Origin of the sequence: Nitratireductor rhodophyticola (assembly GCF_019891355.1) — a bacterium.
GTDB lineage: Bacteria > Pseudomonadota > Alphaproteobacteria > Rhizobiales > Rhizobiaceae > Nitratireductor > Nitratireductor rhodophyticola.
This window is the reverse complement of record NZ_JAHSSF010000001.1, coordinates 507526-531522: the sequence shown is the minus strand read 5'-3', so window position 1 is coordinate 531522 and position 23997 is coordinate 507526. Positions and strand designations below refer to the sequence as shown.

23 protein-coding genes and 4 tRNA genes are annotated in these 23997 nt (G+C 60.4%); 6 read left to right on the top strand and 21 right to left on the bottom strand.

The annotated features are described in order from the left end of the window. Window positions 1-67: 67 nt before the first annotated feature. From rplL to KUG85_RS02400, 11 genes are all read right to left on the bottom strand, one after another. On the bottom strand, window positions 68-445 hold the full coding sequence (gene rplL, locus KUG85_RS02450; RefSeq protein ID WP_065815249.1) for a 50S ribosomal protein L7/L12: 378 nt from the start codon (window positions 443-445) through the stop codon (window positions 68-70). Window positions 446-496: 51 nt separating this feature from the next. Then, window positions 497-1015, bottom strand: a complete 519-nt coding sequence (rplJ, locus tag KUG85_RS02445) for a 50S ribosomal protein L10 (RefSeq protein WP_223004021.1) — start codon at window positions 1013-1015, stop codon at window positions 497-499. A 342-nt stretch (window positions 1016-1357) separates the two neighbouring features. After that, window positions 1358-2062, bottom strand: a complete 705-nt coding sequence (gene rplA, locus KUG85_RS02440; RefSeq protein ID WP_065815248.1) for a 50S ribosomal protein L1 — start codon at window positions 2060-2062, stop codon at window positions 1358-1360. Window positions 2063-2066: 4 nt separating this feature from the next. After that, entirely contained in the window at window positions 2067-2495 is a 429-nt protein-coding gene (rplK, locus tag KUG85_RS02435) for a 50S ribosomal protein L11 (RefSeq protein ID WP_007010608.1), read from the bottom strand. A gap of 136 nt (window positions 2496-2631) precedes the next feature. Beyond that, a complete protein-coding gene (gene nusG, locus KUG85_RS02430; RefSeq protein WP_065815246.1) occupies window positions 2632-3159 on the bottom strand; it encodes a transcription termination/antitermination protein NusG in 528 nt (175 codons plus the stop codon). 29 nt (window positions 3160-3188) lie between these two features. Next, window positions 3189-3392: a preprotein translocase subunit SecE gene (gene secE / locus KUG85_RS02425; RefSeq protein WP_007010606.1), complete on the bottom strand. Its 204-nt coding sequence runs from the start codon at window positions 3390-3392 to the stop codon at window positions 3189-3191. Window positions 3393-3691: 299 nt separating this feature from the next. Further along, a tRNA-Trp gene (locus KUG85_RS02420) sits at window positions 3692-3767 on the bottom strand. 562 nt (window positions 3768-4329) lie between these two features. Beyond that, window positions 4330-5505 carry an elongation factor Tu gene (tuf, locus tag KUG85_RS02415; protein ID WP_223004020.1) on the bottom strand — a complete coding sequence of 392 codons (1176 nt, stop codon included), beginning with the start codon at window positions 5503-5505 and terminating at the stop codon, window positions 4330-4332. 196 nt (window positions 5506-5701) lie between these two features. Further along, entirely contained in the window at window positions 5702-6166 is a 465-nt protein-coding gene (locus KUG85_RS02410) for a DUF2867 domain-containing protein (RefSeq protein ID WP_065815244.1), read from the bottom strand. Between the two features lie 151 nt (window positions 6167-6317). Then, a tRNA-Gly gene (locus tag KUG85_RS02405) sits at window positions 6318-6391 on the bottom strand. Window positions 6392-6421: 30 nt separating this feature from the next. Then, window positions 6422-6506, bottom strand: a tRNA-Tyr gene (locus KUG85_RS02400). 184 nt (window positions 6507-6690) lie between these two features. Here KUG85_RS02400 and KUG85_RS02395 point away from each other — a divergent pair. Continuing rightward, window positions 6691-7545, top strand: coding sequence for a TrmH family RNA methyltransferase (locus KUG85_RS02395; protein ID WP_223004019.1), 855 nt, complete (start codon window positions 6691-6693; stop codon window positions 7543-7545). Window positions 7546-7755: 210 nt separating this feature from the next. Beyond that, window positions 7756-8154 carry a DUF4440 domain-containing protein gene (locus KUG85_RS02390; protein ID WP_171900053.1) on the top strand — a complete coding sequence of 133 codons (399 nt, stop codon included), beginning with the start codon at window positions 7756-7758 and terminating at the stop codon, window positions 8152-8154. A gap of 57 nt (window positions 8155-8211) precedes the next feature. Here KUG85_RS02390 and KUG85_RS02385 read toward each other — a convergent pair. Further along, window positions 8212-8287: transfer RNA gene (locus tag KUG85_RS02385), tRNA-Thr, on the bottom strand. 161 nt (window positions 8288-8448) lie between these two features. On the opposite strand from KUG85_RS02385, the gene KUG85_RS02380 reads away from it, so the two are divergent. Next, window positions 8449-9222, top strand: a complete 774-nt coding sequence (locus KUG85_RS02380; protein ID WP_065815241.1) for an NAD kinase — start codon at window positions 8449-8451, stop codon at window positions 9220-9222. A 164-nt stretch (window positions 9223-9386) separates the two neighbouring features. Then, window positions 9387-10799, top strand: coding sequence for a DEAD/DEAH box helicase (locus tag KUG85_RS02375; RefSeq protein ID WP_223004482.1), 1413 nt, complete (start codon window positions 9387-9389; stop codon window positions 10797-10799). A 74-nt stretch (window positions 10800-10873) separates the two neighbouring features. On the opposite strand, the gene KUG85_RS02370 is transcribed toward KUG85_RS02375, so the two are convergent. From KUG85_RS02370 to KUG85_RS02335, 8 genes are all read right to left on the bottom strand, one after another. Continuing rightward, on the bottom strand, window positions 10874-11200 hold the full coding sequence (locus tag KUG85_RS02370; RefSeq protein WP_223004018.1) for a TfoX/Sxy family protein: 327 nt from the start codon (window positions 11198-11200) through the stop codon (window positions 10874-10876). A 10-nt stretch (window positions 11201-11210) separates the two neighbouring features. Beyond that, window positions 11211-11591 carry a Fe-S cluster assembly scaffold SufA gene (gene sufA, locus KUG85_RS02365; protein WP_007008062.1) on the bottom strand — a complete coding sequence of 127 codons (381 nt, stop codon included), beginning with the start codon at window positions 11589-11591 and terminating at the stop codon, window positions 11211-11213. An 89-nt stretch (window positions 11592-11680) separates the two neighbouring features. Next, window positions 11681-12079, bottom strand: coding sequence for an SUF system Fe-S cluster assembly protein (locus tag KUG85_RS02360; protein ID WP_223004017.1), 399 nt, complete (start codon window positions 12077-12079; stop codon window positions 11681-11683). 5 nt (window positions 12080-12084) lie between these two features. Then, a complete protein-coding gene (locus tag KUG85_RS02355; RefSeq protein ID WP_223004016.1) occupies window positions 12085-13326 on the bottom strand; it encodes a cysteine desulfurase in 1242 nt (413 codons plus the stop codon). 160 nt (window positions 13327-13486) lie between these two features. After that, window positions 13487-14758 (bottom strand): Fe-S cluster assembly protein SufD, encoded by a 1272-nt coding sequence (gene sufD, locus KUG85_RS02350; protein WP_223004015.1) that lies wholly within the window; start codon window positions 14756-14758, stop codon window positions 13487-13489. Window positions 14759-14767: 9 nt separating this feature from the next. Next, window positions 14768-15523 carry a Fe-S cluster assembly ATPase SufC gene (sufC, locus tag KUG85_RS02345; RefSeq protein ID WP_223004014.1) on the bottom strand — a complete coding sequence of 252 codons (756 nt, stop codon included), beginning with the start codon at window positions 15521-15523 and terminating at the stop codon, window positions 14768-14770. A gap of 27 nt (window positions 15524-15550) precedes the next feature. Further along, on the bottom strand, window positions 15551-17074 hold the full coding sequence (sufB, locus tag KUG85_RS02340) for a Fe-S cluster assembly protein SufB (RefSeq protein ID WP_223004013.1): 1524 nt from the start codon (window positions 17072-17074) through the stop codon (window positions 15551-15553). Window positions 17075-17257: 183 nt separating this feature from the next. Beyond that, a complete protein-coding gene (locus KUG85_RS02335) occupies window positions 17258-18433 on the bottom strand; it encodes a cysteine desulfurase family protein (RefSeq protein WP_223004012.1) in 1176 nt (391 codons plus the stop codon). A 261-nt stretch (window positions 18434-18694) separates the two neighbouring features. Here KUG85_RS02335 and KUG85_RS02330 point away from each other — a divergent pair, with 261 nt between their 5' ends. Next, a complete protein-coding gene (locus KUG85_RS02330; protein WP_223004011.1) occupies window positions 18695-19369 on the top strand; it encodes an alpha/beta hydrolase in 675 nt (224 codons plus the stop codon). Window positions 19370-19431: 62 nt separating this feature from the next. Beyond that, the gene (tyrS, locus tag KUG85_RS02325; RefSeq protein WP_223004010.1) at window positions 19432-20685 is read left to right on the top strand and encodes a tyrosine--tRNA ligase; all 1254 of its coding nucleotides are present in this window, start codon (window positions 19432-19434) and stop codon (window positions 20683-20685) included. A gap of 59 nt (window positions 20686-20744) precedes the next feature. Here the strand turns inward: tyrS and KUG85_RS02320 are convergent, their stop codons facing one another. Then, a complete protein-coding gene (locus KUG85_RS02320) occupies window positions 20745-23957 on the bottom strand; it encodes a YhdP family protein (protein WP_255606230.1) in 3213 nt (1070 codons plus the stop codon). Window positions 23958-23997: the final 40 nt, after the last annotated feature.

The window sequence follows — 23997 nt, the reverse complement described above, 5'->3', positions numbered from 1 at the left end:
GGTTTCGGTTCCTTGTTCAGTGTTCCGGTCCGCGCAGATCGGAAATCCACGCGGACCGGACGCTGAATTACTTCAGCTCAACTTTAGCGCCAGCGCCTTCGAGCTGACCCTTGATCTTCTCGGCTTCGTCCTTGGACACGCCTTCCTTGATCGGCTTCGGAGCGGACTCAACGAGGTCCTTGGCTTCCTTGAGGCCGAGACCCGTGATGCCGCGGACTTCCTTGATCACGTTGATCTTCTGTGCGCCTGCATCGGTGAGAACGACGTCGAATTCGGTCTTCTCTTCAGCAGCTTCGCCACCAGCAGCACCGCCTGCAGCAGCAGCAACAGCCACCGGAGCAGCAGCGGAGACGCCCCACTTCTCTTCAAGCATCTTGGAGAGCTCAGCCGCCTCGAGGACGGTCAGGCTCGACAGGTCTTCAACGATCTTAGCAAGATCAGCCATTGTACATTTCCTTTTGTGTTCGAACTGTGTTGTTGGTCTTGAGGACCGGCATCACGCCGCCTCGTCCTTCTTGGAATAGGCGCCAAAGACGCGCGCGAGCTGACCCGCGGGCGCGTTGACAACCTGAGCGATCCGGGTGGCCGGCGTAGAAATCATGCCGACCAGCTTCGCCCTCAGCTCGTCCAGCGACGGCAGCGAGGCAAGAGCCTTCACACCATCGGAATCGAGCGCGGTCTCACCCATGGCACCGCCAAGAATGACAAGCTTGTCATTGCCCTTGGCGAAGTCATTGGCGACCTTTGGAGCGACAACCGGATCGTCCGAATAGGCAATCAGGGTCTGGCCTTCGAAAAGGGCCTGAATGCCTTCGGACGGGGTTCCCTGAAGGGCGATCTTGGCGAGACGGTTTTTCGCAACCTTGACTGTGCCGCCTGCGCCACGCATCTTCGAACGAAGCTCGTTCATCTGTGCGACGGTCAGACCGGCATAGTGGGCCACGACGACCGAACCGGTGTTGCTGAACACCTGATTCAGATCCGCGACGAATTCGCGTTTTTCCGCTCTGTCCACTGCCTTCTCCATTTGACGGAAAGTCCCGAAAGACATATCCGCCGGTTTGCCTTTTGCCGCAGGGCATCCGCAAACTCGGATCACCCAAGCGACGCTCGAGGATCCTGTCCCCTTTCGCCAGCCGGAATTCCGGCATCGGACAAAAGGCCAACACGGTTCGAACCTTCAAACGGGGCGTGCCCCGATCTCCGGTCCCACCCGTCTCATGCAGACCCCGAAAAGGGATTAAGGCGAACCGCCTGCAATCTCGGACAGGATGTTCCGGAAGTTTCCTTCCGGCTTCCGCACCCGAAGGTCCGGAAAGTCCTGGGGAAGGCGCCGAAGCGCCCTCCCCGAAATTCATCAGCCTTCGGCCGAGAGGCTGCCAACATCGATGCGCAGGCCCGGGCCCATGGTCGAGGTGATCGCCACCTTCTTCACATAGTTGCCCTTTGCGCCTGCCGGCTTCGCCTTGATCACGGCATCTGCAAATGCGCGTACATTCTCGGCAATGGCCTTGGCATCAAAAGAAGCCTTGCCGACGCCCGCATGCACGATACCGGCCTTCTCGACGCGGAACTCGACGGCGCCACCCTTGGAAGCCTTGACCGCAGCGGTCACGTCAGCGGTAACCGTTCCGACCTTCGGGTTCGGCATCAGGCCACGCGGGCCGAGCACCTTGCCCAGACGGCCGACCAGCGGCATCATGTCCGGCGTCGCAATGCAGCGATCGAACTCGATCTCGCCCTTCTGGACGATCTCAACCAGATCTTCGGCACCGACGATGTCGGCACCGGCTGCCTTGGCTTCATCCGCCTTGTCGCCCTTGGCGAAGACAGCAACACGAACCGTACGGCCCGTGCCGTTCGGCAGGTTGACAACGCCACGAACCATCTGGTCCGCATGGCGCGGATCAACGCCGAGGTTCATCGCCACTTCGATGGTCTCGTCAAATTTTGCGGTCGCACGGTCCTTCAGGAGCGCAACGGCCTCGTCGAGCGCGTATTCCTTATCGCGATCAATGCCTTCACGGGCCTTCGCGATGCGCTTGGAAAGTTTCGTCGCCATATCCTCAGCCCTCCACTTCCAGGCCCATGGACCGCGCAGAACCCTCGACCATGCGCATGGCTGCGTCGACGTCGGTCGCGTTCAGGTCCTTCATCTTGGCTTCGGCGATCTCGCGCACCTTGTCGCGGGAAATCTTGCCTGCAACCACCTTGCCGGGCTCCTTGGAGCCGGACTTCAGGTTGATCGCCTTCTTGAGGAAGTAGCTCACCGGCGGCGTCTTCATCGTGAAGGTGAAAGACTTGTCCTGGTAGTAGGTCACGACGACCGGAATCGGCGACCCTTTCTCCATCTCCTGGGTCTGCGCATTGAATGCCTTGCAGAACTCCATGATGTTGATGCCGCGCTGACCAAGCGCAGGACCGATCGGGGGCGACGGCGTCGCCGAACCCGCGGGAACCTGAAGCTTGAGCAGGCCTGCAACTTTCTTAGCCATATCTCATCTGCCTTGTCGTTCACGCCGACCACCTCGGGAAGGATGGGCCGGCACTGCAGTTTGGTGGTCCGGAAATCAGCAGCCGGCTAAGCCGCCCTTCCCTTCCACCGACGAAGCCCCTCAAGGGGCAACACGGTCAGCCCTTTTCGACCTGACCGAATTCCAGATCGACGGGCACGGCCCGTCCGAAAATCGAAACCTCGACCTTGAGCCGCGAGCGCTCCTCGTCCACTTCCTGAACGGAGCCGTTAAACGAGGCGAACGGACCGTCGGCCACGCGCACCTGTTCGCCGATCTCGAATGTGACCGAAGGCTTTGGACGCTCCACGCCCTCCTGAACCTGGGTCAGGATACGCTCGGCTTCCGCCTCGGTGATCGGCACCGGCTTGGAGTCACCAAGAAAACCGGTCACTTTCGGCGTATTCTTGATCATCGAGAAGACGGCATCGGTGAGTTGCGCCTTGACGAGAACGTAACCGGGGAAGAACTTGCGCTCAGCATCGACCTTGCGGCCGCGACGCACTTCCACGACCTTCTCGGTCGGAACAACAACCTGCTCGACCTTGTCGGTCAGCCCCTTCTGGCGCGCCTGCTCCTCAATGGATTCGGCAACCTTCTTCTCAAAATTCGAATAGGCGTGGACGATGTACCAACGCGCAGTCATTTCAATCGCACTCCGTCAATCGTCCAGGATCAGGCGCCAATGCCAAGGATAAGCTCGATGCCGTAGGCCATGAGCTGATCGGCAGCGAAAAAGAAGATCGCCGCCAGCGTGGCGAATGCGATGACCATCACCGTAGAGATCAGTGTCTCACGCCGCGAGGGCCACGTTACTTTCGCGGTTTCGGACCGAACCTGCTGAAGAAACGTGAAAGGATTCGTGGTTTTCGACGCCATATGCCGCTCTTGGTTCTAAAGCCTGGTAAGCCAGGTTATTTATTGTCCCCGATCAGATCGGGAGAGATGCACGAGACCGGCGAGGCCAGCCCCAAGCCCGGAAGAAACCTGAAAAACCGAATCGTTTTCCACATTTCACCCATACGACAAAGGCGCGTAAAGCCGCTTTCCCGGCTCCACGCACCGCGTGTCTGTTCGTCCTACATAGAACCGAAGTCCGATTCTTGCAAGCCCCAACGGAATATTGTGGCGACAAGAAGCCCCAAGGCAATCTGGTTCGGTTCATCAATGCAGTGTCCTGGCAGGGGCAGAGGGGCTCGAACCCCCGACCTGCGGTTTTGGAGACCGCCGCTCTACCAACTGAGCTATACCCCTATCGGCGTCCTTATTGCCCAAACGCATTTTCAGTTCAAGAAGTAGTTTGCCCGGATGCTCCGAAAACTTCACTTTTTTCGCTGGCTTTTCAGGGCACAGCTTTTGTTGGCTCCCGCACCCGGGGCGTTCTCGAAGATACAGCGTTTTTCAGGCGGCGTGCCGCACTTTCGATGGATGTTCTTGAAACTCACGCACTTCCCATCCGGCGCGCGATATCCGGGACCGCCCTTACAGCCGCACCCCTTGCACGGCGGGCGCTCGGGACAGTTTCGCGCCGCCGATGCGTGCGGCATCCCCGCCATCACGAAAACGATCAACAGGCCAAGAAGCACTCTCGCCATTGTCCCTCACCCTTCAGTCCCCTCACCCTTCAGGCATAAAAAACGGGGCGCTGTATCCAGCGCCCCGCCTGAAAATCATAGGTGTCGCCGTCGTCATTTATGACAACGGCTCCCGCCTGATCACTCCGTGATCGATGCGACGATGCCGGCACCGCGCCAAAACGCGCTTGCGCCCGTTTTGGCATTCTCCGCGTCGGTTGCTTTCGGCAACGCCGTCTCGATCACTCAGTGATCGATGCGACGATGCCGGCACCGACGGTGCGGCCGCCTTCACGGATAGCGAAGCGCAGCTTCTCTTCCATGGCGATCGGCACGATCAGCTCGACGTCGACCGTCACATTGTCGCCAGGCATCACCATCTCCGTGCCTTCCGGCAGCGAAACCACGCCCGTCACATCCGTCGTGCGGAAGTAGAACTGCGGGCGGTAGTTCGTGAAGAACGGCGTATGACGGCCACCTTCTTCCTTCGTCAGGATGTAGGCTTCGGCCTTGAACTTCGTGTGCGGCGTCACCGAGCCGGGCTTGCAGAGAACCTGGCCGCGCTCGACGCCTTCACGGTCGACACCGCGGATCAGAGCACCGATGTTGTCGCCGGCCTCACCCTGATCGAGCAGTTTGCGGAACATCTCAACGCCGGTAACCGTCGTCTTCGTCGTGTCCTTGATACCGACGATTTCGACTTCCTCGCCGACCTTGATGATGCCGCGCTCGACGCGACCCGTCACGACCGTGCCGCGACCCGAAATCGAGAACACGTCCTCGATCGGCATCAGGAACGGCTGGTCAACCGGACGCTCCGGCGTCGGGATGTAGGCGTCGACCTCGGCCATCAGCTTGCGGATTGCGTCCTCGCCGATCTCCTTGTTGGAGTCTTCGAGAGCGGCCAGTGCCGAACCCTTGACGATCGGAATGTCGTCGCCCGGGAAGTCGTAGGACGACAGAAGCTCGCGAACCTCGAGCTCGACCAGCTCGAGAAGCTCTTCGTCGTCGACCTGGTCGACCTTGTTGAGGAACACGACGATGGCCGGAACGCCAACCTGACGAGCGAGCAGGATGTGCTCACGGGTCTGCGGCATCGGGCCGTCAGCGGCCGAAACAACCAGGATCGCGCCGTCCATCTGCGCCGCGCCCGTGATCATGTTCTTCACATAGTCGGCGTGGCCGGGGCAGTCGACGTGGGCGTAGTGACGTGCATCCGTCTCATATTCCACATGCGCCGTCGAAATGGTGATGCCGCGGGCCTTCTCTTCCGGCGCACCATCGATCTGGTCGTAAGCGCGGAATTCACCGAAATACTTCGTGATCGCAGCCGTCAAAGACGTCTTGCCGTGGTCAACGTGACCAATCGTGCCGATGTTCACATGCGGCTTCGTACGCTCAAATTTACCTTTGGCCATTGCAACTTCCTTTGGCGCCGTGGATGCGTTTGGGTTTTAGATGCGGGGCGATTACCGACAAAGTCGATAAATTACAAGCCCCTTTACCGCCAGGCCGGCCCGGCAGGCCGATTTGCCCCTGCAATCGGGTGTTTCAGCCGCCTTTATGGGCCCCGTGCTGAAGCAGACCACCCCCGCCCGGTTCCAAGAACCGGGTTCAGGCCACGATGCGGCGCACGGTGGCCGCCACGATCAGCTTGTGAAACGGTAGAACAGCCAAGAGATAGAGCCACCCGAGCAGATTTCGCGGCCGGACCAGCGTCGTGCAGGAGACACGCGTACCGCCGCGCTCCACCGGGTTCGCGCCAAGAATCACGCGGAAATCCAGATGCCTGTCATCGGTCCCCATGACGATCCGCTCCGGTGTATGCTCCAGTATGGGAAACGGCACCGCCTTGTCCGCGCGCGCCGTCCCGTCCCTCGTTTTCAGTCCGAACGGCGCGACCAGACGATCGCGCAGACGCATCAGACTGTCGACCCAGCCTGGAACCGTCTTGAACCCGCGCTCCATGGCGACGCCGGCATCGATCCGCTCTCGCGAAACTGCGTCAAAAGTGTCGGAGAAACGCGCTCCCGGCAAAACGACCGGTGCCTCAGCAAGCCCCACCTCGGACATCAGCATGACAATAGCTCCATCGCTTGTTCGTCCTTATGGACAAACCGGCAAGAGCATCATGCAGCACGTGCAACGCACCAGCCAGCCGAAAGCGACCGAATGCGACAAACAAACACAGAGACAAGACGCCGGGGATGAAACGCCGAAGGTGGAACGCTGGAGCGGGTAGCGGGAATCGAACCCGCATATTCAGCTTGGAAGGCTGCTGCTCTACCATTGAGCTATACCCGCCGGGTTCGTTTCGCTGGCTCGGATCGACGGTGGTGGAGGGGGCTGGATTCGAACCAGCGTACGCATAGCGAACGGATTTACAGTCCGTCTCCTTTAACCACTCGGACACCCCTCCGTTTCCGTCGGAGCTTCAGCGACGTGGCGGAATTTCGAAAGGCAAATCGCCCTGCTCCGTTCCGCGATGCGCCTTATGACGAGGCGGCTCTCCGGTGTCAACCGCCTGTCGCAAATCTTCGCCGAAAAACTTGCATCCTGCGAATCCGGTTTCCAGAATGCCGCCGCCAGACTATAGAGACGCCATGAGCGACGATCACAACTCCCGAACCCCGAAAGACAGCCACTACGCGCGCCTCAGACGCGCCCACAGGGACCGTGCCCAGCAGAAACCGGGCAGGCATGCGCCCCCTGCCGGGCCCGACGCAGGGGATGGGATCGTCCGCCTTTACGGGCTGCACACGGTGCGGGCCGCGCTCGACAATCCGAAACGGCGAATCAAGCGCCTCTGCATTACCCGAAACGCGGCCACGCGCCTTGAACTAACGGACGTTGCGGCCCTGCCCTTCCCGGTGGAAACCGTCGAGCCGCGCGAGATCGACCGTCTCCTTGGCCCCGATGCGGTGCATCAGGGCGCGCTGCTTGAGGCGGAGCCGCTCAAGCCCGCGCCACTGCGTGATCTCGACGGGGCCGCCCTCGTCCTCGTTCTCGACCAGGTTACCGATCCGCACAATGTCGGCGCCATCATGCGCTCCGCCGTTGCTTTCGGGGTCAACGCGCTGGTCACGACCGCGCGCCACAGCCCGGCCGAATCCGGTGTTCTCGCCAAGGCGGCTTCCGGCGCGCTCGAGCACATCGATCATCTGACCGTGCGTAACCTCGCCGAGGCGCTCGAGGAACTTGCGCAGGCAGGCTTCCAGACGATCGGCCTCGATTCGGATGGACCGAAGCGCCTTGAAAGTACATTCGAGGCTGACCGGATCGCTCTGGTCCTGGGGGCCGAGGGCAAAGGTCTGCGGCAGAAAACCCGCGAAACCGTATCCGCGCTGGCCCGGCTCGATGTGCCGGGCGCAATCCGTTCGCTCAACGTGTCGAATGCCGCGGCGGTCTCCCTCTATACGGCCTGCCGGCACCTGAAGACCATTTCGGACACGGAATAGCTCCGGCTGTTCACCGGTTTCCGGAACCGCGCCAAAACGGCTGGATCGCCGTGCGTCAATCCGCACACACCAAGGACGATCTAAACGATTGATGGAGCATCGGAACAATCCGAAAACCGGATTCCACTTTTCGGTCCAATGCTCTAGGATGGCCGCAGCCGAACCGAACGCAACAGCACTGGACCGGGTTTCCCGATGATACCGCACCGGATGCAACTGCTTCTGGCCGCCATGGCCCTGACCGTTTCACCATCGCTCGCCGATGACGGCACCGTTCTCGCCCGATGGTTCGACGCCCTGCGCACCACCGACCGCGAGGCACTTGCAGATCTCCTTGCTGACGATGCGCGGATCATCCTGAACGACTTAGGCATTGAACAGACGAAAGAAGAGTTTCTCGGTTCGCTCGACGCCTGGGAGGAGGCGACAGGCAGCGGCACCGACATCCGCTATCGCGTGGAAGAAGAGTTGGATGCCGAAACGGTTGTGACCGTGTGCTATGATTTCCCGAGCAATTCCGTTCTCACGAGCGAACGCTTCGTGATCGAGGAAGAGAGCATCCGGGAAAGCAATCAGACCCAGATCGCGGAAAGCTGCGACGGCCTTTGAAGCACCGGCCACGCGATGGGAATCGGGCCTGAGAGTTTGATAACTGTCTGTGAAAAATGGTGCCCCCGGACGGACTCGAACCGCCGACCCCCTGATTACAAATCAGGTGCTCTACCAACTGAGCTACAAGGGCATCCGGCGCTCCGTTAGCACAAACCGCGCAAGAGTGAAATCAAAACTGGCATCGATCATGTCCGATCCCCATATGAATGCGACCTCGTTTGCCTTTGCAGGCAAACGCCCACATGCTAACCGATAGCTGCCCGCCGCGAATTCAAGGCCTGTCCGACCGCCATGACCCAACAAACAATGGCCCTCGCCTTCGTTTCCGCCGACACCGAGGATGCCCAGGAAGCGGCAAAGCGGTTGTCGGCGCTGTATGGCCAGGAACGGCCCGAGGATGCTGACGTCATCGTGGCGCTTGGCGGTGACGGTTTCATGCTGCACACGCTCCGCGAAACGATGAGTGCGGGAAAGCGCATCTACGGCATGAATCGCGGCTCAATCGGTTTTCTGATGAATGAATACCGGGAGCGCGGCCTGCGTGAGCGCGTCGCCGCTGCAATCCCCGAAACCGTGCGCCCGCTGCAGATGGAGGCCATCGATGCCGATGGCAACAGGGTCAGGGCACTCGCCGTCAATGAAGTCTCGCTTCTGCGTCAGTCATACCAGGCAGCCAAGATCCGCATTGCCATCGACGACAAGGTACGCCTGGAAGAGCTGATCTGTGATGGTGTCATGGTGGCGACGCCTGCGGGCTCCACGGCCTACAACCTGTCCGCTCACGGGCCTATTCTGCCGCTGGACGCGCCCCTGCTTGCGCTTACCCCCGTCAGCCCGTTTCGTCCGCGCCGATGGCGCGGTGCCCTACTCTCCAACCAGGCGACGGTGCGTTTCGATATCCTCGAACCTGAAAAACGGCCGGTGAACGCGGTTGCCGACCACACCGAGATCAAGTCGGTCGTGTCGGTGACGGTCCGCGAATCGCACGAGGAAACCGTTACCGTTCTGTTCGACGAGAGCCATTCCTGGAACGAACGCATCCTTTCCGAGCAGTTCCGTTACTGAACAATAGCTGACTTTACGGCAAGTGATCTGTTGACATCGCACGCGTCAGGCCGTACGCCCTCGGGGGATTCGGGGTTCCAAGGCCTCACAGGGCGGCACCATGCCGCAAACACAAAGACAGCCGAAACGTGCCAGCAGAAGAACAAGACACCGCTCAGGAAGCGTTGACATTTTCCGATCTGGGCCTGTCCCAAAAGGTCCTCTCCGCCGTGGCCGATGCGGGCTACACGCAGCCCACACCGATCCAGGCAGGCGCCATACCGCATGCCCTGGCCGGCAAGGATGTGCTGGGCATTGCCCAGACGGGGACCGGAAAGACAGCGTCCTTCGTCCTGCCCATGCTCACGCGACTGGAGCGCGGACGTGCCAGGGCGCGCATGCCTCGAACGCTCATCCTGGAGCCGACACGGGAGCTCGCTGCGCAGGTCGAGGAGAATTTTGTCAAATATGGCAAGAACCACCGGCTCAACATCGCGCTTCTGATCGGCGGCGTTTCGTTCGACGAGCAGGAAAAGAAGCTGGAGCGCGGCGCCGATGTGCTGATCGCGACGCCAGGGCGTCTGCTCGATCATTTTGAGCGGGGAAAACTTCTTCTGACCGGTGTGGAAATCCTCGTGATCGACGAGGCCGACCGCATGCTCGACATGGGTTTCATCCCCGACATCGAGCGCATCTGCAAGCTCATTCCCTTCACGCGGCAGACCCTCTTCTTCTCGGCCACCATGCCGCCGGAGATCACCAAGCTCACCGAGCAGTTTCTTCAGGCACCGGTCCGCGTGGAGGTTTCGCGTCCGGCGACGACCGCGACGAACATTACCCAGCGCTTTGTCAAATGCGGCTCCAAGCCCTGGGAGAAGCGCGAGCGCCTGCGGTCTCTGATCGATTCTCAGGGTGACACGCTGAAAAACGCGATCATCTTCTGCAATCGCAAGAGCGAAGTGGCGACGCTGTTCCGCTCACTGGTCCGTCACGAATATGACGCCGGCGCGCTGCATGGAGACATGGACCAGCGCGCGCGGATGACGATGCTGGAAAATTTCCGCAAAGGGAATCTGAAGCTGCTCGTCGCATCCGACGTCGCAGCACGCGGGCTCGACATCCCCGATGTCAGCCACGTTTTCAATTTCGACATTCCCACCCATGCCGACGATTATGTGCACCGTATCGGCCGTACCGGCCGCGCGGGCCGCAAGGGTGCAGCGTTCACGCTGATTACCAAGGCGGATCGCAAATACATGGACTCGATCGAAAAACTCATCGGCCAGGATGTCGAATGGCTGGACGGCGATCTCTCGACGCTCCAGGCAGAAGACGGAACCGACGAACACAAGCGCGGACGCGGAGCAAAACGCGACAGCAAGAAGGACGTGGCAGGCGACGACAGAAAACCTTCCGGCAGAAAGTCGCGCAAGGACGAAATCAAGTCCGAGAATGCCGAGCGCAAGGCAAAGCAGGACAAACCAGAACTCCGCCCAGAACCCCGCAAAGAGCAGCGACGCCATCAGCGCGAGGAAGACACCACTGTCGGCTTCGGCGAAGACGTGCCTGCGTTCATGAAGATCCCGGTCAGGACCTGAAGCCGAACCGGATGACGGAATGAACAAAGCCGCTGCTGGAGTCCTCCCGCAGCGGCTTTTTTTTGCACGAATGATTATTTCTTCCTGCTTCGCAGCCCCGCCTCGAACGCACGGTGTGCCCACAGCGTCATTTCATCGGGGTCGTCAACCGCGTGGTCAGGTATGCTCCAGTAGGGCATGGCAACCGGCCCCCGCCCCCTGTGGCCCGCCGGAACCCATTGCCGTGAACCGGCAGCTTTGAAAGCCGGTGCGGTCTGCGCGTCGGCCTTCAGCAAAATCTCGCCACCAACCAGCAACGCGAAAACAATTCCCTGATGGTAAATTCCCTTCCCGCCGAACATGCGTCGGATGGTAACGGGACCGAGCCCTGCGAAAAGATCGCGTATGGCGTCGTCGTCCACCGCCCGCCCGTCAGGCAGTGCCGCGCGCTTCGGCCAGCGCTTTCAGGTCTGCAGGTTTCAGTTCGATGGATTCACCGCAGCCGCAGGCGGAAGTCTGGTTGGGATTCTTGAAGGTAAAGCCGGTGCGCAGCTTCGTCACCTCGAAATCGAGTTCGGTGCCGAGCAGGAAAAGCGCCGCCTCCGGCGCCACATAGACATGCGCGCCCTCATGTTCCACATGGTCGTCCTTAGGATCAGGTTCCGTCACCAGATCGACCGTATACTCCATACCCGCGCAGCCGCCCTTCTTGATGCCGACCCGCACGCCCCTGGCGCCGTCTCGGGCGGACACGATTTCACGCACGCGATCTGCCGCGGCGTCGGTCATCGTCATCACTTGAAATCGGCTCATAAAAGTCTCCGTTCACAGCGAGTGCAAGGCTCGCGGAATGGTCATGTCCAAAAGATGGGCAGGATTCGGCCGCGTTGCAAGAGCAGCATTCAATACCACCCGACAGCGAACTGCGCTTCTTCCGACATTCGGTCCGGCGTCCACGGCGGATCGAACACCATCGTCACCTCGACATCGCCCACACCCTCGACACTGCTCACGGCGTTCTGCACCCAGCCGGGCATCTCGCCTGCCACAGGGCAACCGGGCGCCGTCAGGGTCATGTCGATCTTGACCGACCGATCATCCTCGATATCGACCTTGTAGATCAGACCGAGTTCATAAATGTCAGCCGGGATTTCCGGATCGTAGACCGTCTTCAGCGCGCTGACGATATCGTCTGTCAGGCGTGCAAGCTCTTCCTGCGGAATGGAAGACGTCTTGACTTCCCTCTCCCGAGGGGCTGTAGCCTCGACAGGCTGGTCCGTATCCTGCGGTGTATCAGTCATCTTTTTCACCCGAAAAAACGCCGCGCTTTCTCAAGCGCTTCAGCGAGGGCGTCGACCTCCTCGCGTGTATTATACATGCCGAACGATGCACGGCATGTGGAGGTGACGCCGAAATGTTTCAAGAGCGGCTGGGCGCAATGCGTCCCGGCTCTGACGGCGACACCTGACCGGTCGATCACCATCGACACATCATGGGCATGAATGCCCTGGAGCTCGAAGGACACGATAGCGCCTTTGTCCGGCGCATTGCCGAAAATCCGCAGCGAATTGATGCGGCCAAGCTGCTCATGTGCATAGCGCACCAGATCGGCCTCGTAAGCAGCAATCGCCTCGCGGCCAATGCCTTCGATATACTCCAGCGCCGCGCCAAGCCCGATCGCCTGCACAATGGGCGGCGTACCGGCTTCGAAACGGTGCGGCGGATCGTTGTAGGTGACATTGTCGAGCGTCACGTCCTCGATCATCTCGCCGCCGCCCTGGAAGGGCCGCATGGCTGCAAGGCGCTCCTTCTTGCCATAGAGCACGCCAATGCCCGACGGACCGTAGAGCTTGTGCCCGGTGCAGACATAGAAATCGCAGTCGAGCGCCTGCACGTCGACCGGCAGGTGGACAGCGCCCTGGCTGCCATCGACCAGAACCGGAATCCCGCGCTCATGGGCGATCCTTATGATCTCCTTGAGCGGCGTGACGGTGCCAAGCACATTCGACATATGCGTGATGGCGACGAGCTTCGTGCGGTCGGTCAGCGTCTTCTCGAACGCCTCGACCGTGAGCACCCCTTCCTCATCGACCGGAATCCAGGCGAGCTTCGCGCCATGGCGCTCGCGCAGGAAATGCCAGGGCACGATGTTTGAGTGATGCTCCATGATCGACAGAGCGATCTCATCGCCCTCGCCGATATTGGGCATCGCATGGCCATAGGCGACAGTGTTGATCGCCTCGGTGGCCGACTTGGTGAAAATGATCTGATCGGTGCTTTCCGCATTCAGGAAGCGCCGGACCGTTTCACGCGCCTTTTCATAGGCATCCGTGGCGGCGTTCGAGAGAAAATGCAGGCCGCGATGAACATTGGCGTATTCATTGCTGTAAGCGTGCGTGATCGCATCGATCACCGCCTGCGGTTTCTGCGCCGACGCGCCATTGTCGAGATAGACGAGTGGCTTGCCATAAACCTCTCGTGTCAGGATGGGGAAATCCCGACGAACGGCTTCAACGTCATAACGCATAGTGTCGACCTTATGGTCCATTTCGAAACCCCGCGTGCCCGCCCTTCGCTCAGAAAGGCGGGCGTGAGTGGTTTGGGATTATCGCATCGGCCCGAAAATCGAAATCGATTTTCGGAAAGCACGATGCGAAGCTCCAATAGGATAGAGCGTCCATTGTGCGTCCGAATGGACGTACGGCGCTCTAGCCGTGCGTGGCAAACCAGTCGACCAGTCTGGCCTCCAGCGCCTCGATCACGGTTTCATCCTCGAGCTCCTCGATGACCTCGGCCACGAAGGCCTTGACCAGCAGACCACGTGCCGTCTTCTCGTCGATGCCGCGCGCCATCATGTAGAAGAGATGCTCGTATTCGATATCGGTCACCGTCGCGCCATGGCCGCAGGCCACATCGTCGGCGAAGATCTCGAGTTCCGGCTTCGAAGAGAACCCGCCTTCATCGGTCAGCAACAGCGTGTTGCAGGCCATCTTGGCGTCGGTCTTCTGAGCGTCCTTCGCAACGCGGATCTGCCCCTGAAACACGCCATTGGCCTTGCCCGTCACGACATTGCGGAACGTCTCGGTGGAGACCGTGTCGGGTGCCAGGTGATCAAGCACCATGGTCACGTCGCAATGGGTCTCACCGCCAAGCAGGTTCACGCCGCGAAGCCTGAACTCGGAGCCTTCGCCGCGCGCCACAACCTTCACTTCCTGGCGAACCAGCTTGCCGCCGCCGTTCATGATGAAGAGTGTGAGGCTCGAATCCTTGCCAAGCGAAGCCGTAAACTGGCCAAGATAGGCCGCATCGTCCGGCTGCTCCTGAAGCAGGATCCACAGCACATTCGCGCCGTCGCCAACGTCCAGATGCGTGACGGACGATGCAAGCGCATCACCGGCACCGGTCTGGCGCTCGATGATGGTCGCCTTTGAACCGGCTGCCGCATTGACCACGAAACGGCCATGCACCTGGCCGCCCGCGTGGATGTTCTGAAGCTCGACCGGTCGGTCAAGTTCCGCACCTTCCGCGATGTCGAGCCAGTAGCCATCCGAAACGAAAGCTGCATTGATCGCGCCGACGGCGTCGAACCGGTCGGAAGCCGTCAGCCATTCGGCAGGCAGCGCGCCTTCCTGCAGCTTGTCGGCCAGTGTGGCGATGGTCAGGCCCTCGGGCCCGGCATCGCGACCATGCGCAGCGCCATTCAGCACCGGCAGGACGAGTGCATTCTCGATCAGCGGCGAAACCGCCTCGGCATTGGCCACCGGCTTGAAATCCGGAACGATGGAAAGAAGCCTGCGCAGATCGGTGTAATGCCAGGCTTCGACGCGGCGCGTGGGCAGGCCCTGCTTGAGAAGCTCGAGCGCCTCATCGCGACAGACGGTGACCTCGGCATCGCCGGGCAGGTCGGAAAAACGGCTGGAATAGCCGTTGACCAGCGCCGTTTCGGCCTCCGTCAGCGTGTTTTGAGCATGAAGGTTCATCTCGTCACCTCAAGCGGCTGCGTCGATGACGCCGGCGTAACCGTTCTTCTCCAGCTCAAGCGCCAGATCCTTGTCGCCAGACTTGATGACCTGGCCGCGGTACAGAACGTGAACCGTGTCGGGAACGATGTAGTCGAGAAGACGCTGGTAGTGGGTGATCACCAGCACGGCGCGATCCGGAGAACGCAGGGCGTTCACGCCATCGGCGACGATCTTCAGCGCATCGATGTCGAGGCCGGAATCGGTCTCGTCCAGAACGCAGAGTTTTGGCTCCAGAAGCTTCATCTGCAGGATTTCGGCCCGCTTCTTCTCGCCGCCGGAAAAACCGACATTGAGCGGACGCTTGAGCATGTCCATGCTCATGTCGAGCTCGTCGGCGGCAGCGCGAACGCGCTTCAACATCTCGGGGATCTTCAACTCTTCCTCGCCGCGCGCCTTGCGCTGCGCGTTGATGGCGGTCTTGAGGAACTCCATCGTGGCAACGCCCGGAATCTCCAGCGGGTACTGGAAGGCGAGGAAAATGCCGGCGGCGGCGCGCTCGGCCGGATCCATCTCCAGAATGGACTCGCCATTGTAGAGGATCTCGCCCTCGGTCACCTCATAGTCGTCACGACCGGCGAGAATGTAGGACAGCGTGGACTTGCCGGAGCCGTTCGGCCCCATGATCGCGGCCACTTCGCCGGCTTTTACGGTCAGGTTGAGGCCACGAATGATCTCCGTGCCATCCTCGGCGATGCGGGCGTGCAGATTTTTGATTTCAAGCATGATTTTTTCCAAACAAATGCGCCGGCCTCAACCGACTGAACCTTCAAGCGAAATACCGATGAGCTTCTGCGCCTCGACGGCGAACTCCATCGGCAGTTCCTGGATGACGTCCTTGACGAAGCCGTTGACGATGAGCGCGATGGCCTCTTCCTCGGGAATGCCGCGCTGCATGACGTAAAACAGCTGGTCCTCGGAAATCTTCGACGTGGTCGCCTCGTGCTCGAACTGCGCAGTGGCGTTCTTCGCTTCGATATAGGGCACCGTGTGCGCGCCGCAGTCATTGCCGATCAGCAGGCTGTCGCACTGGGTAAAATTACGGGCGTTGGCCGCCTTGCGGTGCGCCGAAACCTTTCCACGATAGGTGTTCTGCGACTTGCCGGCGGAGATGCCCTTGGAGATGATGCGGCTCGACGTGTTCTTGCCCAGATGCAGCATCTTGGTGCCGGAATCGATCTGCTGATGGCCGTTGGAGACGGCAATCGAGTAGAACTCGCCGCGGCTGTTGTCGCCACGGAGGATGCAGGACGGGTACTTCCAGGTGATCGCCGAACCGGTCTCGACCTGGGTCCAGGAAATCTTGGAATTGTTGCCCCGGCAATCGCCGCGCTTGGTGACGAAATTGTAGATGCCGCCCTTGCCCTCGGAATCGCCCGGGTACCAGTTCTGGACGGTGGAGTACTTGATCTCCGCATCGTCCAGCGCGATCAGCTCGACCACGGCGGCATGCAGCTGGTTCTCGTCGCGCTGCGGCGCGGTGCAGCCTTCCAGATAGGACACATAGGCGCCCTCTTCCGCGATGATCAGCGTGCGCTCGAACTGGCCGGTGTTGCGCTCATTGATGCGGAAATAGGTCGATAATTCCATCGGGCAGCGCACGCCCTTCGGCACATAAACGAAGGAGCCATCGGTAAAGACGGCGGAGTTCAGCGCAGCATAGAAATTGTCAGACACCGGAACGACCGAGCCCAGATACTTCTGGATCAGTTCAGGGTGCTCTCGGATCGCCTCGGAGATCGAGCAGAAGATCACGCCGGCCTTGGCGAGTTCTTCCTTGAACGTGGTCACGACCGAAACCGAATCGAACACCGCATCGACCGCAACGCGCCCGGAGCTGTAGACATTGTCGCTCGGGCTATCGTCCAGCTCGCTTGGCTCGCCCTGTTTGCGCACACCGGCAAGAATTTCCTGCTCCCTCAAAGGGATACCGAGCTTTTCGTAAGTCTTGAGCAATTCCGGGTCGACTTCGTCAAGTGACTTCGGGCCGGTCTGGTTCTTTGGCGCTGCGTAGTAGTGCAGATCCTGAAAGTCGATCTTGGGATAGCTGACGCGCGCCCAGCTCGGCTCTTCCATGGCCTGCCAGCGCTTGAAGGCGTTCAACCGCCACTCCGTCATCCATTCCGGCTCTTCCTTCTTGGCCGAGATGAAGCGGATGATGTCCTCGTTCAGGCCCTTGGGAGCCAGATCGCTTTCAATGAGGGTCTCGAAACCATATTTATACTGGTCCACATCGATCATGCGGACCTGATCAATCGTCTCCTGCACGGCAGGCATATGCGTTCTCCATCCATGCCGGGGTCAAGGCCCGGCCGTCTTCAAATTGTGCACACCCTGATTGCCTTGTGGCAAACCTGATGTAGTGCTTCGGAGCGGACGTTTCATCCGGTCACATATTAAATATGTGTCTTTTTCTCCATTTTTATTCTCTTCACCATCGATTTTTTCCTTTCGACCACACTACGCGGCCTGAATCCCAGTCCCCGCGGCATTCTTTCGCCGCTTCGCAATACCGGCCAGAGCCGCGTCGAACAGCGCCAAATCCTGTTCGCTCGTCGCGTGTCCGATGGAAACCCTCAATGCACTTGCTTCGTCGCCCTGCCCCATGGCCTGCAGCACATGGCTGGGACCGACCCGGCCGGAGGAACAGGCCGAGCCCGCCGACAGCGCAACGCCGCCGAGGTCGAACGCGATCTGTGCAGTCTCGGCCTTCATGCCGGGAATGGAAAAGAAGCTCGTGTTGGCGACCCGCTGTACGTCGCGGCCGTGGATCACGGCATCCGGCACATGCTTCAGAATAGCGGCCTCGAATCGGTCCCGCATGGTGGAAAGCGCCGCAATGCGCCCCAACCCTTCAAACGCCTCGGCAGCAGCAGCGCCAAAACCGGCGATGGCAGCGAGATTTTCAGTGCCCCCGCGATGCCCTTTTTCCTGGCCGCCGCCATGAATCAGCGGCTCCGGCATCATCAGGTCGGCACTTCCAACCACGGCGCCAGCCCCCTTGGGCCCGCCGGTCTTGTGCGAGGAAAGAATGATGTAGTCAGCGTAACCCGATGAAACATCTACAGGAATACGGCCTGCAGCCTGCACGGCATCAAACACGGTGGTGGCACCGTGGGCCTTGGCCATACGCCCAATTTCCTCTACCGGCTGAACAATGCCAGTTTCATTGTTCACCGCGTGCACGGCAACCAGCGGCAGACCGGCATTGCGATCATGCGCAGCAAGGAGGGTTTCCAGTTCCGCAAGATCAATCAAACCGTCAGGTCGCACCGGTATCGTCTTGATGTCACTTTGTGAAAACCGGCCACCCTTCAGAAGACAGGGATGATCAGAAGCACTCACATAAAGCGCCGAAAATCCGAGCGGCGCCCGCCCCATTTTCCAGCGCGGCGTGAGCAGCATTGCAGCAGCTTCGGTTGCGCCGGACGTAAAGATCACATGCTCGGGACGCGCGCCAGCCAGTCGGGCAACGTGCGTGCGTGCGTCTTCCAGCACGCGACGGGCTTCCCGCCCTTCGGTATGAACCGACGAGGGATTCGCCGGCATCGACAGCGCGTCAAGCATCGCCACCCGTGCCCGCTCAAGAAGCGGCGCACTGGCGTTGAAGTCGAGATATGCCCGGGTTGCCGACATAGACCTTCCGCTTTTCTCCGCGAATCCGCTGTCTGCTTCACGCCTTCCAGGCCAAACTTGGCCGCAGTGACGTAATTTCCTTGAATTTTCAGGGCGAGCCGTCCTATTTACCCGGCTTGCCGACATGATGATCGCTTGCGCATCATCATTTTTGAACAATTCTAAACTAGCTTCTATGGAGGCGTCGGCGTCGCGTCAAGGGTTAAGGAACATCGTTCCCTGTGTAACCCGATATGCTGCGATGCCCAATGTGGAGTACTCATGCCTGAGGTCATTTTTGCCGGGCCTGCCGGACGTCTCGAAGGACGGTATCAGCCGTCGAAGGAAAAGAACGCTCCAATCGCGCTCATCCTCCACCCACATCCGCATTTCGGCGGCACGATGAACAACAAGATCGTCTACGATCTCTTCTACATGTTCCAGAGCCGGGGCTTCACCACGCTGCGCTTCAACTTCCGTGGCATCGGCCGAAGCCAGGGCGCCTTCGATCACGGCACCGGCGAACTGTCGGATGCGGCTGCAGCGCTCGACTGGGTGCAGTCGCTGCATCCCGATTCGAAGAATTGCTGGATCGCCGGCTATTCCTTCGGTGCCTGGATCGGCATGCAGCTCCTGATGCGCCGCCCCGAGATCGAGGGGTTCATGTCCATCTCGCCACAGCCGAATCTCTACGACTTCTCCTTCCTGGCCCCCTGCCCGTCATCCGGCCTGATCATTCATGGCGATGCCGACAAAGTTGCACCGCCCGCCGACGTTCAGGGCCTGGTTGACAAGCTGCAGTCACAGAAGGGCATTACGATCACCCAGAAAACCATGCCCGGCGTGAACCACTTCTATACCGATCACGTCGACGAACTGATCGGAGAGTGTTCGGACTATCTGGACCGCCGTCTGCGTGGCGAGCTTTCCGAACCCCGCCCGAAACGCCTGAAATAGACCGTCGCGCGGATGCGTCATACTGCCTCGCTTCCGCCAGAATCCAAAGAGCCTGAAAGACCATGACCGCCTTCAAATCCGACTTCCTGCGCACGCTCAGCGAACGCGGGTTCATTCACCAGACCTCCGACGACGCTGGTCTCGATGAACTGTTCCGGAACGAGACGGTTACGGCCTATATCGGCTTTGATCCCACCGCGCCGAGCCTGCACGCCGGCGGCCTGATCCAGATCATGATGCTGCACTGGCTGCAGCAGACCGGCCACAGGCCTGTCGCCCTGATGGGCGGCGGCACCGGCATGGTCGGCGACCCCTCGTTCAAGGACGAGGCGCGCAAGCTGATGACGCCGGAGACGATTGCCGACAACATTGCCGGCATCAAGAAAGTGTTCGCCAACTACCTGACCTTCGGCGACGGCCCGCAGGACGCGCTAATGGTCAACAATGCCGACTGGCTTCTGGACATCAATTATCTGGAATTCCTGCGCGATGTGGGTCGCCACTTCTCGGTCAACCGCATGCTGTCGTTCGATTCGGTGAAACTGCGCCTCGATCGCGAGCAGTCGCTTTCCTTCCTGGAATTCAACTACATGATCCTCCAGGCCTACGATTACGTTGAGCTGAACAGGCGGCTTGGCTGTCGTCTGCAGATGGGCGGCTCGGACCAGTGGGGCAACATCGTCAACGGCATCGATCTCGGCCACCGCATGGGCACGCCGCAGCTCTACGCCCTCACCTCGCCGCTTCTGACCACGTCGTCGGGCGCGAAGATGGGCAAGAGCGCCGACGGCGCTGTCTGGCTCAACCCGGATATGCTCGGCGCCTACGATTTCTGGCAGTACTGGCGCAACACCGAAGATGCCGACGTCGAGCGTTTCCTCAAGCTCTACACGACGATGCCGCTCGATGAGATCGCGCGCCTTGCGGCACTGCAGGGAGCCGAGCTCAACGAGGCGAAGAAAATTCTCGCCACCGAAGTGACGGCAATGCTGCACGGCCGCGACTCGGCGGAAGAGGCTGCAGAGACGGCGCGCAAGACTTTTGAGGAAGGCGCTCTGGCGCAGACCCTGCCGACCATCGAAGTGGAGCGCTCGGCGCTCGAGGAAGGCGTCGGCGTTCTGGCACTTTTCGTGACCGCAGGCCTTGCCGCCTCCAATGGCGAGGCGCGCCGGCATGTGAAGGGTGGCGCAGTGCGCCTCAACGACCAGCCCGTCAGCGATGACCGGCAGGCCGTGACCCTCGACGATCTCACCGAGGAAGGCGTGGTAAAACTGTCGCTCGGCAAAAAGAAGCACGTGCTTCTGCGTCCGGTCTGAGGCGCACGAAGCGCGGCGCTCTCGCAAATGGCGTGCGCTCGAATGGCGCACGCTTTCTTTTATCGAAACTCGAAAATCTGCCGGAAAATGCCGGGAGCGATGGCCGAGATGGGATTCACCTCCATCTGCGGTTCCGCCAGCTTGCCGTAAAGGCGGTAGGTTATTCCGATCAAACCGCGGTCGCGCCCATTCCCGAGCAACCCGCCGAACACCGGAATCTCGCCAAAGATCCGGTTCAGCCCGTAAAGCGGCATGAAAGTGCCTGTGATCGCGATGTTGTCGTTTGCGTCAAACAGGGTTCCCTGAAACGTGGTGCCGATCAATGGCCCACGCAGCACGCCATCCTTCAGTTCGAGACGGCCCGGGCCTTTCAGCACCGTCGCATAGCCACGTTCGAAACTGATCCTGTTGGCATCCACCTCACCATTGTTCTCGGTTGCCGACACCAGCGAACGAAGACGGGGCTCGTCGACGATGAAGAAGTTCTCGGCCGAGACACGACCGCTGAGAACCCCGCCATTTCCCTCGCTCAGCGAGACAGCCATCTGCCCCCCTTCCATATTCTCGTAGAAATCGACAAACCGCATGACCGCGCCGGCATCGGAGGAATTGGCCGCGATACCGCTAGCATCCCGCGCCAGCGTCACGGCACCGCCCGATGCCGTTTTGGCAGTCAGATCCAGACGGCCCGGTCCACGCTGCGACGATGCATACTTCAGGGAAACGTCCCGCAACACTGCCCCGCCGAAGCCGGACACACGCGCAAGTTTCGCATCCAGGGTCACATTCGCGCTACCTGCTTCGGATGCGCCACCTCCCGCGCCCCTCTGTTCCGCCCCGAGATAGTGCTTGATCAAAGACCGGCCATCCAGCGCAGCACCGCGAACGGTCACCGCGAAATTCCTGTCCGAACGATCGATCGAAACCGAGAAATCGTCACCGCGATTAAGTCGCGCTCTTTCAAAACGTGCGCTGGAGAGCTTCCCACCGGCGATGCTGAGACGTCCTTCAGCCGAAAACGTTTCACCGGACAGCTTGAAATCCGTCAGTGTCATCGAGGACGGCTTTTCATCGAGAACGAAGGATGCCGTCGCCGGAATGCCCGCGCCCTTGCTCCAGTTGATCCATGGCAGCGTCAGACGCGCCTTGTCGAGCTTGACGGTCAGCGCCTTGCGGCCGTCGTCGCGCTCGGAATAGTCGACTGTCATTGGGCCAGACAGAATCTCGCTGAGCCCCGGAACCACTTTGTCTCGCAGCTTGTCGTCCAGCGTCAGCTGAATCCTGCGCGACCGCTCTACTCCGGTATCACCGAAAGGCTCCACGAGTTCCAGCCGTGCCGGAATGCCGTTGAGGGTTGCCGAAGCGGATATGTCCGCCCTTCCCGGCTCTACCATCAGGACACCACTCGCATCGGCGACCATCTGCCCGTCAAAGGGTTTTGAGATCGAGAGATTTTCGTATTCGAGCGTCGCCTGCCAGCCGAGGTCTTCGCGCGGTATTCCGTCGCTCAGAGGAATATCTGCCTTCACATGACCTGTGACATCTCCTGTCACATCTTGAGGCGCAAGATCGATCCTGTCCGAAACGTCGATCGGTTCGTAAGATGCGAGTTCGATGATCGCCGGTGCCTTTCCGGCGACGTCAATCTCCAGTTTGCCTATGCGTGGCTTGACATGTGCATTGCGAACCCTGAGCGATCCTTTGCTCGCCGCAACCTTGCGCCCGCTCGGCATGAACACCGTCCCTGCTTCGATACCGATGTCGATATCTGCACCCTGAAAGGCGATACGGCCGACGGCATCACGCACCGGCGGGATCCGGCCGGCGATGTCGAACCGTGCATCTGCAACCTCGAAGGCTCCGCTGACCTCTTCATTGTCCAGCGGCTTGCCATTGCCGAAACGCCCCGGTGGAACCCGCAGGCGCAGATTGCCTTCAACAACCCGCCCGCCGAACAGGTTTTCCAGCACCCATTCCCGCGCGCCGGAAGCGGCAAACCACGGCCAGAACTGCTTCACCTCATGTGTCGGCATGCCCTTGGTGTAAACGGCAAGCGAAAGGCCCGGCGTCTTGCCCGCCGCAAGGGTCACGGCAGCGCTTGCGGTGATCACCCCCGACGTTGTGGCTATACGGATCGTATCGCCGATGATCCGACCGCTTCCCGTGTCGATGCGGCCCGAAGCCCCGGCAACGAACGGGACAGCGGCTTCGGGAGAATCGATCGGCGCGATCGTCGACTTGCCGCTGGCAAGATCGAAACGATAAACCGCGCTCCCGGCATCCGGGTTTTCTACCGGAACAATCCGGCCGGTGAAGTCGAAAGCCGAGCGACCGACGATCAGGCTTGCCCGGTTGATGACAACCATCCCCGTATCGTTTTCAACAGCGGCGCGAATGCGCCCTGTCGCTGTCAATACACCGTCTTCGCCAAGATCGAAGGGCGCCTCCTCCAGGGCCAGTTCAAATTGCAGCCTTCCCTTGCCGCTTTCGGTCTCTCCACCGCTGAGTGAAATGCGCACCGCTTCGAGAAGACCACCCTTGCGCCGCGTCTGCCCCGAAACCGTGCGCGCGGCTTCCAGGAGCGATGGCTTTGGCGCTGCGATCTCGATATCGAGCGACTTGATCGGCCCCTCACGCGCGGGTCGCAAAGCGGTTCCAGAAAGTTCAATGTCGCGGTCGTCAAAAGTAACACTGCTCTTGAAGTCCAGTTTGCCGGAAGGTGTCATCGAAGCATTGACATCGATGGCGAGGCTGCGCTGGGTGGTTTCATCCACAACGACCACCACGTCGCGCAGACGAAGATAGCGCGTTCCCGTACGTTCGGTCAGCGCGTAGACGCGTCGCAGGCCATCGAAGACATCCTTCTCGATGACGCGGGGATCGACAGGCTTCTTCCAGCGGGCGACCGCGGCCACCTCCTCGGGGCGCGAGGAGAGACTGGCCAGTTGCACACGAGCGCCGGTGATCTCAGCGCTGCCCACCTGCACCTGGCCCCTGAGCAGGGGCAGCAGCCTGAAACCGAAATGCAGCGTGTCCGCGTCGATCAGCGTTTCACCGGTTTCAGCCTTTGTCAGACCAACATCGCGAATTTCGAGCGCGATCAGGCTGCGATCACTCAGAACGATCCGGAGGCTCCCCATGGTCGCTTCGACTTCGTACCCCGCCAGTGCTGTCAGGGCTTTCTGGGCAGCCGAACGCAATCGATCCTGGCCGAAGGAGCCTGTTCCGATGAGTTGAATGGCCACGCCAAGGGAAACGAGAAGCGCGATCATGACGAAAAGACCGCCAACGCACCGCCTTAGCCATAGCCAC